At 64.3% G+C, this 16,526-nt stretch carries 10 protein-coding genes; 5 read left to right on the top strand and 5 right to left on the bottom strand.

Annotated elements, in window-relative coordinates; translation table 11 throughout:
* Nucleotides 1-3: 3 nt before the first annotated feature.
* The 5 genes from glgB to VMF11_02635 are packed head-to-tail and all read left to right on the top strand — an operon-like array spanning nt 4 to nt 8,852.
* Complete coding sequence (glgB, locus tag VMF11_02655) at nt 4-1,848, top strand: 1,4-alpha-glucan branching protein GlgB (GenBank protein HTU69196.1); 1,845 nt, start codon at nt 4-6, stop codon at nt 1,846-1,848.
* Nucleotides 1,845-3,971 (top strand): glycogen debranching protein GlgX, encoded by a 2,127-nt coding sequence (gene glgX / locus VMF11_02650; GenBank protein HTU69195.1) that lies wholly within the window; start codon nt 1,845-1,847, stop codon nt 3,969-3,971. The genes glgB and glgX overlap by 4 nt, the downstream gene beginning before the upstream one ends.
* Nucleotides 3,968-5,818 carry a 4-alpha-glucanotransferase gene (malQ, locus tag VMF11_02645; GenBank protein ID HTU69194.1) on the top strand — a complete coding sequence of 617 codons (1,851 nt, stop codon included), beginning with the start codon at nt 3,968-3,970 and terminating at the stop codon, nt 5,816-5,818. The genes glgX and malQ overlap by 4 nt, the downstream gene beginning before the upstream one ends.
* Complete coding sequence (locus VMF11_02640) at nt 5,815-8,313, top strand: mannose-1-phosphate guanyltransferase (GenBank protein HTU69193.1); 2,499 nt, start codon at nt 5,815-5,817, stop codon at nt 8,311-8,313. The genes malQ and VMF11_02640 overlap by 4 nt, the downstream gene beginning before the upstream one ends.
* Nucleotides 8,310-8,852 (top strand): hypothetical protein, encoded by a 543-nt coding sequence (locus VMF11_02635; protein HTU69192.1) that lies wholly within the window; start codon nt 8,310-8,312, stop codon nt 8,850-8,852. Before VMF11_02640 ends, VMF11_02635 begins: the two co-directional genes overlap by 4 nt.
* Here the strand turns inward: VMF11_02635 and VMF11_02630 are convergent.
* The 5 genes from VMF11_02630 to VMF11_02610 are packed head-to-tail and all read right to left on the bottom strand — an operon-like array spanning nt 8,822 to nt 16,520.
* Entirely contained in the window at nt 8,822-10,096 is a 1,275-nt protein-coding gene (locus VMF11_02630; protein HTU69191.1) for an NAD(P)/FAD-dependent oxidoreductase, read from the bottom strand. The two genes, VMF11_02635 and VMF11_02630, sit on opposite strands and share 31 nt — an antisense overlap.
* On the bottom strand, nt 10,093-11,355 hold the full coding sequence (locus VMF11_02625) for a glycosyltransferase family 4 protein (protein ID HTU69190.1): 1,263 nt from the start codon (nt 11,353-11,355) through the stop codon (nt 10,093-10,095). The genes VMF11_02630 and VMF11_02625 overlap by 4 nt, the downstream gene beginning before the upstream one ends.
* Nucleotides 11,342-13,990, bottom strand: coding sequence for a hypothetical protein (locus VMF11_02620; protein ID HTU69189.1), 2,649 nt, complete (start codon nt 13,988-13,990; stop codon nt 11,342-11,344). The genes VMF11_02625 and VMF11_02620 overlap by 14 nt, the downstream gene beginning before the upstream one ends.
* Nucleotides 13,987-15,909 (bottom strand): amylo-alpha-1,6-glucosidase, encoded by a 1,923-nt coding sequence (locus VMF11_02615; GenBank protein HTU69188.1) that lies wholly within the window; start codon nt 15,907-15,909, stop codon nt 13,987-13,989. Before VMF11_02615 ends, VMF11_02620 begins: the two co-directional genes overlap by 4 nt.
* Nucleotides 15,906-16,520 (bottom strand): BsuPI-related putative proteinase inhibitor, encoded by a 615-nt coding sequence (locus VMF11_02610; GenBank protein HTU69187.1) that lies wholly within the window; start codon nt 16,518-16,520, stop codon nt 15,906-15,908. The genes VMF11_02615 and VMF11_02610 overlap by 4 nt, the downstream gene beginning before the upstream one ends.
* Between the last annotated feature and the right edge of the window lie 6 nt (nt 16,521-16,526).

The following is a 16,526-nucleotide window of genomic DNA, read 5'->3' as shown; positions in this document are numbered from 1 at the left end:
GCAATGCATTACCAATGGATGGGCGCACACCATCGCAGCCGCGACGGCGCGGACGGCGTTGAATTCTCGGTCTGGGCGCCGAGCGCGAGCAGCGCGAGCATCGTGGGCGATTTCAATGATTGGAATCCGGTGGTTCACCCGATGCACGTCGAACACGCGACCGGAATCTGGCGCGTCTTCGTCCCGGGCGTCGACGAGGGCGCGCACTACAAGTTTGCGCTGCGCGCGGGCGACGGTCACGAGCTTCCGCTCAAGGCCGATCCGTTTGCCTTCGCGTGCGAGCTGCGCCCGAATACCGCCTCGGTCGTCTCGCGCCTTCCGGCCGGCGCGGAAGACGGCTGGCCGCAGACGCGCGAAAACATCCAAAACCGGCGCGTGCCGGTCGCCATATACGAGGTGCATCTCGGCTCGTGGCAGCGCGTTCCCGAAGAGAACGATCGTTTTCTCACCTACGACGAATTGGCCGATCGTCTGCTGCCGTACGTGAAGGAGATGGGTTTCACCCACCTCGAGCTGATGCCGATCTCCGAACATCCTTTCGATGGATCGTGGGGTTATCAGCCGATCGGTTTGTACGCGCCGACTTCGCGCTTCGGCACGCCGCAGCAATTCCGGAATTTCGTCGACCGCGCGCACGCGCTCGGCCTCGGCGTGATCATCGACTGGGTCGCCGGTCACTTTCCGAACGACGAACACGGCCTCGTCTTTTTCGACGGAACGCACCTCTACGAGCATGCCGACCCGCGTCAAGGCTGGCATCCCGATTGGAATACCTGCATCTTCAATTTCGGCCGTCACGAGGTCGCCGAATATCTACTGGGCAACGCGATCTTCTGGCTGCAGGAGTACGGCGTCGACGGCCTGCGCGTCGACGCGGTCGCCTCGATGCTGTATCTCGATTACAGCCGCAACCCCGGCGAATGGGTTCCCAACCGGTACGGCGGGCGCGAAAACCTCGAAGCGATCGATTTCATCAAGCGCACCAATGAGACCGTCTACCGCGAAGTTCCGGGCATTATCACGGTCGCGGAAGAGTCGACGGCATGGCCCAAGGTCTCGGCGCCGACCTATCTCGGCGGCCTGGGTTTCGGCTTCAAGTGGAACATGGGTTGGATGCACGACACGCTGCAGTACATGTCGCACGAACCGGTTCACCGCAAGTACCATCATAACGAATTGACGTTTTCGCTGATCTACGCGTTCGACGAGAACTTCGTGCTGCCGCTCTCACACGACGAGGTCGTGCACGGCAAAGGCTCGATCCTCGAGAAGATGCCGGGCGATCGCTGGCAGCAGTTCGCGAACGTGCGTCTGCTCTACAGCTACATGTACGCGCACCCCGGTAAGAAGCTGCTCTTCATGGGCAACGAGTTCGCGCAGCCGCGCGAGTGGAATCACGACCGAAGCCTCGATTGGGACGTCTTGAACGACGATCGCGGACCGCACGCCGGCGTCAAGACCCTCGTGCGCCACCTCAATCATCTCTATCGCAGTATTCCCGCGCTCTACGAGCGTGACAACGAGCGCGACGGGTTTTGGTGGATCGATCACCAGGACGTCGAAAACTCGGCGATCGCCTTCGTGCGACACGGTGACGACCCGCACGACGTGGTGGTTGCCGTCTGCAACTTCACGCCGGTCGTACGCTACGGCTATCGCATCGGCGTTCCGGCGGCGAGCGCGTACCAAGAAATCTTCAACAGCGACTCCGATCGTTACGGCGGCAGCAACGTCGGTAACCTCGGTCGCGTGCAGGTCGACGCGATCCCTTCGCACGGCCGCGAGCAGTCGATCGCGATCACCCTTCCGCCGCTGGCGGCGGTCTATTTCCGGCCGGAGCGCACGTGAAACCGGTCGGGCGCGCGGCGGTATTGCCGGGGAGGCCCTATCCGCTCGGCGCAACGTGGGACGGCAGCGGCGTGAACTTCGCGCTTTTCTCTGAAAATGCGGAGCGCGTCGAATTGTGTCTATTCGATTCGCGCGGCACGCGCGAGCTGCGCCGCATTGCGCTGCCCGAGTACACCGACCAAGTTTGGCACGGTTATCTGCCGGAGATCGAGCGCGGTACGCTCTACGGCTATCGAGTCTACGGACCGTACGATCCCGAGCGCGGCCATCGCTTCAACCATCACAAACTGCTGGTAGATCCGTACGCGAAACAGCTCTTCGGCTTCGTGCGCTGGACCGATGCAAATTTCGGCTACCGGCTGGGAAGCGCGCGTGCCGACCTCTCGTTCGACCGTCGCGACAATGCGGCCGCGGTGCCGAAGTGCGTCGTGGTCGATACGGCCTTTACCTGGGGCGAAGATCGTCGCTTGTATACGCGCTGGCACGAAACGATCGTGTACGAGATGCACGTGCGCGGGTTCACCATCAAGCATCCGATGGTTGCGCCGGAGCTGCGCGGCACCTTCGCCGGCCTCGCCTCGCCGGCGATAATCGAGTATCTCGTCCGCCTAGGCGTCACCGCGGTCGAACTGCTTCCCGTGCATGCCGCGGTCGACGACCGCCACCTGGTCGAGCGCCGCTTGCGCAATTACTGGGGCTACAACTCGCTCGCGTTTTTCGCTCCCGACCCGCGGTATCTCTCCGGTACCTCGCTCGGCGAATTCAAGACGATGGTCAAGCGCCTGCACGAAGCAAAGATCGAGGTATTGCTCGACGTCGTCTACAACCACACCGCGGAAGGCAATCATCTCGGACCCACGCTCTCGCTGCGCGGGATCGACAACAAGAGTTACTATCATCTCGACGGCGGCCGCTATTACGCCGATTATACGGGCTGCGGCAACACGCTGAACCTTTCGCACTCGCGCATCCTCCAGCTCGTCACCGACTCGCTGCGCTATTGGGTCAACGAAATGCACGTCGACGGCTTTCGCTTCGATCTCGCGCCGGCGCTGGGACGCCCGGAAGGCGCGTTCACCCAAGCCAATGCCTTCCTCGCCGCGATGCACCAGGATCCGGTTCTTTCGCGCGTCAAGCTGATCGCCGAGCCGTGGGATCTTTCACGTGGCGGCTATCAGCTCGGGAATTTTCCGCCCGGCTGGTCGGAGTGGAACGATCGCTACCGCGATACGGTGCGCCGATTTTGGCAGGGAACCGACGGCATGATTCCCGAGCTCGCGTCGCGTCTGACCGGTTCGAGCGACATCTTCGATCACCGCGGGCGCCGCCCGCGCTCGAGCGTCAATTTCGTCACCGCGCACGACGGGTTCACGCTGCACGATTTGGTCAGCTACGATCGTAAGCACAACGAACCGAACCTCGAGGACAATCGCGACGGAACCGATGCCAACTACAGCTGGAATTGCGGCGTCGAGGGCCCGAGCGCCGATCCGGCGATTCGCAATCTGCGAGCCCAGCAGAAACGCAACATAGTGGCGACGCTGTTGCTCTCGCAGGGGCTGCCCATGCTCTTGGCCGGTGACGAGATCTGCAACACGCAGTTCGGCAACAACAACGCCTACTGCCAAGACAACGAGATCGGCTGGCTCTCGTGGACCGACGCGCAAGAAGATCCCGAGCTGGTCGACTTCGTGCGCGACCTCATCGAGCTGCGCCGTCTGCACCCGCTCTTTCGCCGCCCGAACTTCTTCGAGGGCAGCCAGACCAGCTCGCCGGGCGGTCTCAAAGACATCACCTGGATCGATCCGAGCGGACGCGAAATGATCGATAGCGACTGGCACGATTCGCATCGCCGCGTGCTGGCAGCGCTCTTCGGCGGCGATACCGGTGACCGGTTCGTGAGCTTGCGCGGCTATCCGGAATACGACGAGACGTTTCTCATGCTGCTCAACGCGCACGATCACGACGTGCCCTTCACGCTGCCCGGCATTCCGGCGTTCGCCGGTTGGCGGCTTCAGTTCGACACCGCGCGTCCGCCCGTGCTTGCGCCGGACTCCCGCTTTCTTCCGGGTGCGACCTTCCCGCTGCGCGCGCGTACCCTCGCTCTGCTCGCCGCGGAATGATCGAAGACCGCTATGCCGACGCGTTCGGCAACCCGGTCGCCGTCTCGCCGGAGACGATGGCGGCGATGCGCGCCGCGCTCGGCGAAGACGCCGGCGAGACTGCTCCGGCGGTGCGCGTGGTGCGCGCCGATCAGCTCGAGGAGCCGATGGAGATCGGCTACTACGGCGACCTGATCGTGGTTCCCGAGCGCGCCTACGTTCCCGAAGCGCTCGAACGCGACCTCGCGTGGGGTATTGCCGTGCAGCTCTACGCTCTGCGCTCGCAGCGCAACGACGGTATCGGTGACTTCGGCGACTTGCGGCGTCTCGCGGCGCTCGCCAATCGGGCTGGGGCGGCGGCGATCGCGCTCAATCCGCTGCATCAATCGAACCTGAGCAATCCGGCGGCGGCAAGTCCCTATGCGCCGCTCAGTCGCCGTTACCTGAGCGCGCTCTACATCGACGTGCATGCTGCTGCCGAAGAATTCGGCTTTTCGCTCGAAGGTTTCGATACGGGTCCGCTGCGCGACGAGCCGCTGGTGGACTATCCGGCGGTTGCCGCCTATAAGCTGGATGCGCTCGAACGCGGCTTCGCGCGCTTGCGCGATGCCCGCCCATGGAAAGCGTTCGTCGATGCCGACGCCGCGCTGCGTGACGTCGCACGCTATGAAGCGATCATGGAGGTGCTCAGCGCGCTCGACCCCGAGATCTACGGGTGGCCGCAGTGGCCGAGCGAGCTGCAAGACGCGCGCGGCGCCGCCGTCGAACGCTTCGCCGCGCAACACGCGGATCGGGTGGAATTCTATTGTTTTCTGCAGTGGCTCGCCGATCGGCAGCTCGCGCGCGCGGCGCGCGCCGCCCGGCCGATGCCGATCGGTTTGTACCGCGACCTCGCCGTGGGCGTCGATCTCGCCAGCGCGGACGTCTGGAGCGATCCCGGCGTGTACGCGCTCGGACTCGCCATCGGCGCACCGCCGGATCCGCTCAACGCGGCGGGACAGAACTGGGGCTTACCGCCCATGCATCCGCGCGTGTTGCGCGAACGGCGTTACGCACCGTTTATCGCGCTGCTGCGTGCGAACATGCGCCACGCCGGCGCGCTGCGGATCGATCACGTCATGGGCCTGCGCCGTCTGTTCTGCATTCCGCGGGCGCTGCCGCAGGGCGGCGGCGCGTATGTGGACTACGATTTCGACGCGATGCTCGGTATCCTCGCGCTCGAGAGCGTGCGCAATCGATGCATGGTCGTCGGCGAAGACCTCGGTACGGTTCCGCCCGGCTTCCGCGAGCAGCTCGCACCGGCGCGTGTCTTTTCGTGCCGCGTTCTGCTATTCGAACGCGAATGGGACGGCCGCTTCCGCGCGCCCGAAGAATACCCGGCGGGCGCGGTGGCAAGCACGGGGACGCACGATTTACCGACGCTCGCCGGTTACTGGAGCGAGGCTGACGTTGCGACGCGCGAACGCCTCGGATGGGAGAGCGGCGAGGCGGCGGCGTTCGACCGTGCGGAACATGCCGCGACGCGCGAGCGGCTGCTCGATGCGCTGGTCGAACGGGATTGCCTGAGCGCGGAGAAAGCCGCCGCGATTCGAGCGAGCGGCGCAAATCCCAGCGTAGACCAATTGACGGCGCTCATCGTTGCGGCCTATCGTTACCTTGCGCGCGCCCGTTCGCGCCTGGTACTGCTGCAACTCGAGGACGGGATCGGTTCGCAAGCGCAAGTAAACGTTCCGGGTACCGTCGGGGAAGAACCGAATTGGCGGCGCAAACTCGATGTGCCGATCGAGGCGCTGCCGAAGCATCCGGTGTTCGCGGCGGTCGTGCGCGCGCTCGAGGACGAACGGCCGCGGAGAGGGGGAGCGGGATGAAAGCGGTAGTGATGGCAGGCGGTGAAGGTTCCCGCTTACGCCCGCTGACCTCGCGGCGTCCGAAGCCGCTCGCACCGATCGCCAACAAGCCGGTGATGCATCACATCATCGAGCTGCTTGCCCGGCACGGCATCACCGAGATCGTCGCTACGCTCCACTATCTCGCCGACGAGATCGAGACCTACTTCGGCGACGGCTCATCGCTCGGCGTTTCGATTCAGTACGTGGTCGAAGATACGCCGCTGGGGACGGCCGGTGCGGTGAAGATGGCGGAAGCCAAACTGCGCGACGAGACGTTCGTCATTATTTCGGGAGATGCGATGACCGACGTCGATCTCACCGCGCTGATCGAGGCGCACAAACGCGCGAACAACGCCGCGACGATTGCGCTCTGGCGCGTGACCGATCCGCTCGAATTCGGAGTCGTGATCGCCGAAGACGACGGCCGAATTACGCGCTTCATGGAAAAGCCCTCGTGGGGCGAGGTCTTCTCGGATACCATCAATACCGGTATTTACGTCCTCGAGCCGGAGATTTTCGGCTACATGGAGCCTGGCCGCAACTACGATTTTTCCAAAGATATCTTTCCGTTGCTGCTGCGCGACGGCAAGCGGCTCGGCGGCCACGTCATCTCGGATTACTGGGCCGATGTCGGCAACTTGCAGCAGTATCAGCAAGCGAACTACGATGCGCTCTCGGGCGCTGTACGCACGCGCCGTCCGCCGGATCAACTCGCCTATAACGTGTGGATCGGTGCCGATTGTTCGATCGATCCGTCCGCCTCGATCAGCGGTCCCGTGCAGTTCGGCGACGGCGTGACCGTCGGCCCCGGCGCCGTGATCGAGGGGCCGTCGTGCATCGGCGACGGATCGATCGTCGAAGCGGGCGCCACGATACGGCGCTCGGTTCTGTGGGAGAACGTGTACGCCGGCGACGACGCACAGTTGACCGATTGCACGATCGCCAACCGCACGATCGTCAAGGCGCGCGCATCGATCGGCGAGGGAACCGTCGTCGGCGAGCGCTGCGTGATCGGCGAGTCGGCGGTGGTCCGTCCGCATCTCCGTCTGTGGCCCGAAAAAAACGTCAGCTCGGGCGCGATCGTCTCGATGTCGCTCATCTACGGTATCAAATGGCCTGGCTCGCTCTTTGGGGGCGTCGGCGTGACCGGCTTGGCCAATTTGGAGATCACGCCGGAGTTCGCGCTCAAACTCGGGCAGGCGTTCGGCTCGTTTCTGCGCGCCGGCGATTCGGTGATGACCAGCCGCGATACCCATCCCTCGAGCCGCATCATGAACCGCTGCATCATCTCCGGGCTCCTGAGCGTGGGCGTGAACGTGCTCGATCTGCGCTCGTATCCGCTGCCGCTCTCGCGGTTCGCCACGCGTACCGGGGGAAACGGCGGCGTGCACGTGCGCATCGCTCCGGGCGATCCGCACTCGCTGCTGGTCGAGTTCTTCGATCGCAGTGGAATCAACGTCGACAAAGCGACCGAACGCAAGATCGAGAATCTGTTTTTCCGCGAGGACTTCCGGCGCGTCGCGATGGACGACGTCGGGCTGCTCGATTTTCCTGCGCGCGCGCTCGAGAGCTACACTGCCGCCTTCCTCGAGGCGCTGGCGCCGAAGGGCATGCACGAACGCCGCTTTCGCCTGGTCATCGATTACGCCAACGGCAACGCTGCGCTGGTGCTCCCGCGCATTCTGAGCAAACTCAACATCGAGACGATCGCACTCAACGCCTATTTCGACGACAACCGCGTTCACGCCGGGATTGCCGATCGCGCCAAATCGCTCGACCAGCTCAGCGACATCGTCTGCACGCTCAAGACCGACTTGGGTATCTTGTTGGACCACGACGGCGAGACGTTCGCGTTGGTCGACGATCGCGGCCGTATCGTCGACGGCAACGCGCTGATCGCGCTGCTCACGCTCTTGGTGGTGCGGGGCGGCGCAAAGACGATTGCGGTACCGGTGATGGCGCCGGGCGCGATCGAGACGATCGCCGCCGAGTACGGCGCGAGCGTGATTCGCGCGCGCAGCGACCGGCGTTCGCTGATGGCGCTGGCCGAAGCGCGCGGCAAGGAACTAGCGTTCGCGGGTGGCGCGAACTACGAAGTGATCTTTCCCGAGATGCATCCGGCCTTCGACGCGCTCTACGCTTCGGCGAAGGTCATGGAGCTGCTCGCGCGCGAAGGCAGGCGCTTGAGCGAACTGGTCGACATGCTTCCCGACTGGCACGTCGCGACGGTGCGCGTGCCCTGCCCCTGGGAGCACAAAGGACGCGTGATGCGCTCGCTGATCGCCGAACAGCCGCGCGATCAGATCGAACTCTTCGAGGGTTTACGCGTACGCCATGACGACGGTTGGGTGCTGGTGCTCCCGGACGCCTCCGATCCGACCTTCAGCATTTACGCCGAAGCGACGAGCGACGGCGAGGCCTACGCGTACGCAGAACGCATGGGCACACGCATCGAGCAGCTCGCCGGCGTATGAGCCCCGATCCATCGGTCTTTCGAGCGTGGGGAAACTTCTACGTGATGACCGGCTCGGCGGCTGCGGCGTTGACCGGCTTGATGTTCGTGGTCACGACGCTGGTCGCGCAGCGACCGCCGGCGGTACGGCAGAGCGCGAGTCCCAGTGAGGGGACGAGAACCTTCAGCTCGCCGACGGTCGTGCATTTCTGCGCGGCGTTCTTTATTTCGGGAGTCCTCGCCGCGCCGTGGCACAAGATCGGATACGCCGAACTGCTCGTGGCGCTTTTAGGTCTATTCGGCGTCGGATACGTGGTGAGCATCGCGCGCCGCATGCGGCGCATGACGCGGTACAACGTGGACTGGGACGAGTGGCTGTGGTACGTCGCGCTTCCCATGCTCGCGTACGCGGTTCTCGCCGTGGCCGGAGCCGGTCTGGCGATAGGACCGGCGCAATTGCTCTTCGCGCTGGGCGGCGCGACGATGCTGTTGATCTTCATCGGCATCCACAACTCGTGGGATATCGTGACCTATTTGGTGATCTTCAACGCGGAGGAATGACCGCTATCGAGCGCGCCGGCGACCGTTCCGGAGTCATTGACCGAGGTCGCCTCGCCGGCGAAGTAAAGTGTTTCGCCGACGGGCGCGCCGAGCGAGGCGCGCGCCTCGCCGCCGCCGACGCGCAAAAACGTGTAGGCGCCGCGCGCAAACGGGTCTGCTTGCCAGTCGTGATAATATGCGGAGCGCAACTCCGCGCGAACGTCGACCGATGGGAAGAGGGTCTGAGCGGTCTCGAGTGCCGCGTCGATCGGATCGATGCGACGCTCGATCAGGCGCAGAGCCGCGCCGCCGCCGGCCCATGCCGAGAGCAGCGTCGTGCGTTCGGGCAGCCGCGTCCACAAGGTGCGTAGCGGACAGCCCGGCGCCTGAAAGAAACCGGCGTCGCGATAACGGCCGCCCTCGACCGTTTCCCAGAAGCGCGAGCGAAAATCGAGCATCACTTTGATGACGGGGCCCATCGCAATTGCGGCGATCGCGGTTCGTTTATCGCCTGGTAAGATCGGATCGAAGAGCTTTGGTTCGGCGTGCAGGACGCCGATCGGCAGGGTGACGATCGCGCGCCGCGCCTCGATGTGCGTGCGGCCACCCGGACGCGACGCGTTGATGTGTACGCCTTGCGCCGACCAGCGCACGTCGTCGACGCGAGTTTGGAGCAGGGTCCGATCGGTTACGCTGCGCGCCAGGTGCCGCATCAACCTGCCGTACCCGTTGACCGCGCGAGTCGACGTATCGTTGATGCCGCTGCGCCACTCTTTCGCGATCGCGATCGCACTAGCATCGCTCGTAATCGCAGCATCGAAGCCTTCGATCAGATACCGGACCGCGTCGCGCTGGTCGTCGGAAAGCTCCTCTCGCGCAATGGTGTCGAGAAACGCTTCGACGCTTTGGTCGCGACCGCGAACGTCGACGCGCGTAAGGACGCGTTCGATGGTTTCCCAGACGTCCGGCGCTTCTTCGAGCCGGCCGTCGCGGCGTTGGAAGGCGCGGAACTCCTCGCCCATCTCGGCTTCGCCGCTCTCCTGCAGCAATGCGAGCGTGGACTTCGGCCGCCCGTGAATGAATTCGGCGCCGAGCTCGACCGGCAGCGAGCCGTCGTGCGATCGCAGGGTGTACGCGCGGCCGCCGACGCGCTCACGTGCTTCGATCAGCAGATAATCGACGCCGCGCTCGTGCAGATGCCGCGCCGCCGCGAGTCCGGAGGCACCGGCACCGATGATTGCGACCTCCGTCCGGAGTTCCGTCATCGGCGTGCGTTCATGAAGGCGAGCTTCGCATCGAGTACCTCGAGAACCGACGGCCAGGTAAACCGGCGCGCGGTTGCGAGCGCACTTTCGCTCATGCGCTCGCGCAAGCCTGGATCGCCGAACAGGCGCTCGAGATAGCTCGCGAGTTCGGCCGGATCGCCGGTATCGCAGACGATTGCGTTGTCGAAGGCGCGCGCGTAATCCTCACCGGTCGAGCCGCAAACGGCGATGCCGCCTGACGCCATCACCTCCAATCCGACCAGGCCGAACGGTTCCTTACCGCTGTTCGCGAGCACGGCGTCGGCCGCGGCGTAGAGCGTGAAGAGCAGCGCGTCGGGCAGGAAGCTGCGCACGTTGACGATGTCGGCGTGCGTGTTGGCCAACACGCCGGCGAGCGACTCGGGTGAAGGCGCATCGATGTTTACATCGTCGATCTCGAGGCCGCGATCGCGCGCGCGCGCGAAAACCTCGCCGGCGTAGGGTTCCTTGCCGCCGCGAATTGCGAGCACGACGGAGGTGCCCGCGGCGCGCAGATCGGCGAGCGCATCGATCGCCTGAAGCCAGCGTTTATCGGGGTCGAAGCGGCCCACTTTCACCAAGAGGCGGCGATTGCCCAACATGCGCCGCAGGTAGGCGGCGCCGGCCGCACTCGCCTCGGAGAAAACGCGTTCGGGAATGCCGTTGGGGATCACCAATGCCTGTGCTCCGTGTTGCGCGAGCTCGAATTTCATATAACGGCTCACGCAGGTGATGTGCGCTGCCTGCGCGAGCGCATGAAAGTCGATGGTATGAAAGCCGTAGGTATTGTTGGCGTTCCAGGCGATCGTGAGGGCGTCGCGCATCCCCGCCTCGCGCGCGAGCCGATCCAGGCCGAAGACCGCCGGCGCGACCTGCCAGTCCTCCGCCATCACCAGCACGCGCTCGCCGCGCTCCGCCGCGTGGCGCACGAATTCCTCGACGACGAACGGCGGCACGCTGCGCGCGTAGTCCTCGATCTTTCCCCACTCACCGTCGTACACGCCGTGCGGATGATGCACGGAGATCCATTGACACCAGCGCCGTAGCGTCAGTTCCGAGCCGCGCCGCTCGACCGGCTCACGCTGCGGATCGCCGACGAAGATCAGGTCGGTGCGCACGCCGGCTTCGTCGAGTGCGATCGCCAGTTCGCTCACGCGCACGCCGAGCCCGCCGACCATCGCGTAACGATCGGGGCCTTCGAACGCCAGAATGACGACTTGACTCCTATTAACCGTATTCACTGCGCTGCTCTATGAGTTTTGCAACCAGCGCCGTCCAGCCGGTTTGGTGGCTCGCGCCCAGACCCGCACCGTCGTCGCCGTTGAAATATTCGTAGAAGAGAAGGTTGTCGCGCCAATGCGGATCGGCGTTGAACTTCTCGACGCCGCCGAAAACCGGCCGGTGGCCCTGTGCGTCGGGAAGAAAGATGTTGATCAGGCGTCCCGAAAGCATCGCGCCGACCTCCCACAGGTCCAGCATCGTTCCGCTTCCGGTCGGCGCTTCCACTTTGAGCGTGCTGCCGTAGTAGTAGTGAAAGCGCTGCAGGGCTTCGACGAGCAAGAAGTTGAGCGGATACCAGATCGGACCACGCCAGTTCGAGTTGCCGCCGAAAAGCCCGCTGGTCGACTCGGCCGGCTCGTAATCGACGCTGTACTCTTGGCCGTCGAGGCGCAGCACGAACGGGTGCTCCTTATGATAGCGCGAGAGCGCGCGCAGACCATGCGGGCTCAAGAACTTCGACTCATCCAGCATCGCGCTCAGAATGCGCACCAGCCGGTCGCGGCCGACGATGGCGAGTAACCGGCGCTCGCCCATGCCCGGCTCCGTGATGCTCGCGACGTTGCGCGCCAGTTCCGGCCGGTGCGTGATGAACCACTCGACGCGCCGCTTGAACTCGGGCAGCGAGTTGAAATCCTCCGGCTCGATGATCTCGACCGCGAGCAGCGGCAGCAGTCCGACCATCGAATGGATCCGCATCGGGATCTGCGTCCCGTCGCCCAGCATCAGCATGTCGTAATAGAAGCCGTCCTCGTGGTTCCACAGGCCGTGACCGCCGAGATGGTTGATCGCATCCGCGATGTAGAGGAAGTGTTCGAAGAACTTGATCGCGATGTCTTCATAGACGTTCTCGTGCATCGCCAGCTCGAGCGCGATCGCCAGCATGTTGAGGGTGTAGACGCCCATCCAGCTCGTACCGTCGGATTGATTCAAAAATCCGCCGGCCGGCAGCGGTTTACTGCGGTCGAAAACGCCGATGTTGTCGAGCCCGAGAAAGCCGCCCTGGAAGACGTTGTTCCCTTGTGCGTCCTTGCGATTGACCCACCAGGTGAAATTCAGCAGCAGCTTTTGGAAGACGCGTTCGAGAAATGCGATATCGCCGCGGCCGTGTTCTTTCTGCTCGATTTGGTAGATGCGCAGCGCCGCCCAGGCATGGACCGGCGGATTGACGTCGGCGAACGCCCACTCGTACGCCGGGAGCTGCCCGTTGGGATGCATGAACCATTCGCGCGCGAGCAAGATGAGCTGCCCCTTCGCAAAGGCGGGATCGATCAACGCGAACGCGACCGTGTGAAAGGCGAGGTCCCAGGCCGCGAACCACGGATACTCCCACTTGTCCGGCATCGACATGACTTCGGCCGAATCGAAGTGGATCCAGTCGTGATTGCGGCCGTGCAGGCGTTCCGGCGGCGGCGGCGGCTGTAACGGATCCCCGGTCAGCCAGCGCGGCACGTTGTAGTGATAGAACTGCTTCGTCCACAACAGACCGGCGAATGCTTGGCGCTGAACGCGCCGCGCTTCGACGTCGGCATGAAACGGATTGATCTCTTCGTAGAACGCGTCCGCCTCCTCGATGCGCGTGGAAAAGAGCGCGTCGAATTCTTCGCCGAACGGCGGATCGTGCGGGTTGGCCGAGAGGCGCAGCTCGAGCGTGCGGCTCTCGTCGGGCGCGAGCGTGATCGGATAGTGCGCGCTGACCTTGGTGCCGCGCGCGCTCGCGCTGACCGCGGAGCGCTCGCCGTGTACGATAGCGCGCTCGATCCCGTCTTTCACGTGCGGCGTACGGTTCGAGATGCCGTAGAGGTGCTCGAAGTTGGTTTCATTTTCGGTGAAGAGCAGTTCGGCCGCCTCTTTGGCGTAAAACCAGTAGTCGCCGAGGTTGGCCTGATGCGCCACACAGGCGTGAATCCCGTGGACGTGATGGCGCAGCTCGATCGAGGAACGCTCGATGCCTTCGCGCCAGCTCCACTCGTTGCGAAACCAGAGCGTCGGCAGCAGATGCAGCGTATGTTCCGCGGAGCCCCGATTGGTGGCGCGGACTCGAATGAGGATGTCGTCGAAGTCCGACTTGGCGTACTCGATCTCGACGTCAAAGTACGCGTTGGCATCGAAGATGCCGGTGTCGATCAGCTCGTACTCCGGCTGCGCGCGCGAGCGCCGGCCGTTTTCGTCGATCAAGTCCCGATAGGGAAACGCCGCATGCGGATACTTGTAGAGTGCGCGCATGTACGCGTGCGAGGGCAGATTGTCGAGATAGTAATAGTACTCCTTGACGTCTTCGCCGTGATTGCCCTGCGTTCCGGATAGTCCGAAGAGTCGCTCTTTGAGCCGGTCGTCGTTGCCGTTCCACATCGCCAGCGCGAAGCAAAGATGCTGGTGGAGATCGGAGATGCCGAAAATGCCGTCTTCGCCCCAGCGGTACACACGCTGCCCGGCGATGTCGAACGGAAAATAATCCCAAGCCTCACCGGTTGCACTGTAATCCTCGCGAACCGTGCCCCACTGCCGGTCGCTGACGTAGGGCCCCCACTGCCGCCAGTTGTGACGCGAGCTGTGCTCGAACATCCGCGCGTGCTCGGCGGTCGGCGGCTCGATCATTCCTCGATCTCCTCTAATGCGTGCCAGGTCCGTAACGCTTCGCCGACGCTCCATGCCTGCGCGATGCAGCCGCGCGGATCGTGCGGCGGATCACCGTCGGCGATCTCGGCGAGCGTCCCGATTCCGTACGTGTTGATATGCGCGGCAACAGCCTCGATGAAACGCAGGGCTCGACGCCGGTCGCCGTATGCATTTGCGTAAGCGCGGGCAAATGCCCCTGCGAGAAAGGGCCAGGCGGTTCCGCGATGATAGGCGGCGTCACGGTCGCTCGGCGATCCGGCATACCGGCCTACGTAAGCCGGATCCGACGGCGCGAGCGAGCGCAGGCCCATCGGCGTCCACAGCTCGCGCGCGATGCGATCGACGATCGCATGTTCGCGGCGGCTCTCGAATGCTCGGAACGGCAACGCTACGGCGTAAACGGCGTTGGGGCGAATGGCCGCGTCGTTTCCGTCGGGACCGTCCAGCACGTCGAACGGGTAATTCGTCTGCTCGTTCCAGAACCGGCCGAATGATGCGCGCGCGCGCGAGCCGAGGTCGCGGTAGCGCGTGGGATCGCGACCGAGCTTCTGTGCGAACGCGTCCAACGTGCACAGTGCGTTGTACCATAGCGCGTTGATCTCGATCGGCTTGCCGATCCGCGGGGTCACGACCCAATCACCGATCTTGGCGTCCATCCACGTCAGCTGCACGCCGGGTGTGCCGGCGCGAAGCAAGCCGTCGCGTTCGTCGACCGCGATATCGTAGCGCGTTCCTCGCGCGTACCAATCGACGATCGCGTGCAGTGCGTCGAACAATTCCTCGAGCAAGGCACGATCGTGTGTTGCCGCGTGATAGAGCCGCACCGCTTCGATGAACCAGAGCGCGGCATCGACCGTGTTGTACTCGGGCGCTTGACCGCTATCCGGAAAGCGATTGGGCAGCATGCCGCGATCGAGCGTTCGCGCGAACGTGCGCAGGATCGAGCCTGCGACCTCGGGCGCGCCGGTCGTCAGTGCAAGACCGGGCAGCGCGATCATCGTATCGCGTCCCCAATCGCCGAACCAATGATAGCCGGCGATGACCGTGCAGCCCGGCGCGCCGTCGATCGTGCGTGCGACGACGAACTGATCGGCGGCCAACACGAGGGCCTCGATCCAGGCCGGCGGATTCTTCAGACGCGGATTCGCGTTTTTCCAGCGCGCGAGCAGCTCGCGTTCACGCGCATGCGGGTCAGCCGGAACACCGGGGTTTGCATCGAGCGAAGCGGTGACGAGCAGGTTCGCGCCGGTCCTTGGGAGCTGCGCGTGAATCGTCAACGCGTGGTACAAGTCTTCGACGTCGTCGAGCCCGCGCTCGCGCTCGGCGTCGTAGCGGAAACCGTAGTACCAATCGGCTGCGGATTCGAGCCGCGCGCCGGGCGCCTTCAGGTGCCAGGCCGTGCCGTCGCCCAGCCTGATCGTGGCGGCGTCGTCCTCGACTCGGGCGACGTCGCACACGTCGAAGGCATGCGTCAGCGCATGGTAGTCGCGATCGTTGACGTAGGCCTTGAGGACGAGCTCGACCGGAGCGCTCGCATCGCGCAGGGTCCACTGCACGTAGGTCGTGTTGGCGCCGTGTTCCATCCAGATCCGGCGCTCGAGCAGCGCATCGGCGAAGGCGTACGTCCAGGCCGGGACGCGGCCGTCGAGACGAAAATCGACGAGGAGACGAAAGCCTTGCGGCGCGAGCGTTCCGTCGTGCCAGCGATTCGACGAAAGATCGTACGAGACGCCGTTATAAACGGCGGAAGCGTCGAATTTACTCAGCAGCACGCGCCGTCCGAGCGGCGGATCGAGCGCGGCAACCAGCAGTCCGTGATAGCGCCGCTCGAGCACGTCGCTCTTGGTGCCTGAAGCATAGCCGCCCAAGCCGTTCGTGCACAGCCACTCCGACGTCATTGCAGCGGCGCCCAGCGTTGTACGAAAAAGACGAGGGTGCGGTCGGGGCGGCGGATCAAATAACCGCGCACGGCAACCGGCTCGTCCGGTGCGGTGATCAGGCGTCGCGCCAGCACGAGCGACCCGCTGGAATCGGTAAGAATTTGCTTGGTGGGATCGAGCGTGCCGGAAACCGTTACCGAGTTCCCGAGTTTGAGCTTTTCGACCGCGGCGAGCGGAACCGGCGGGATGAAGTGCAGCATTGCCGTGGCTTGCGGTGCGAGGTTTTGGCCGAGCAGTTGCGCGCGCACCGTATAGTCGCCCGGATCAGGCGTCGAGCCGTCGGACTCGATCGTATTCCAAACGTAAACCACCAAGACGCTCGGCCCTTGCACGAACGTGTGCTTGTGAATGGGAAAGGTCACGCCGGCCGGTTCGGCGGTCGAGCTGCTCCAAATCACGCGGTCGCCGCGCAGCACCGAAATCCGATATTCGGCCGGTTGCGCGAACGCCACCGCCACCGGGGCATTCGCGCTGTTGTGAACGGCGACTTCAATTGAAACGCCGTCGAGCAAATCGTAACTCGTCTGCTGCAATTGCAGCGAGAGCGTGAGCGCGGCCAGCGCGAGCATTTTTTA

The organism is Candidatus Baltobacteraceae bacterium (genome assembly GCA_035502855.1).
Lineage (GTDB): Bacteria > Vulcanimicrobiota > Vulcanimicrobiia > Vulcanimicrobiales > Vulcanimicrobiaceae > Aquilonibacter.
This window is presented reverse-complemented; position numbering and strand designations above follow the sequence as displayed.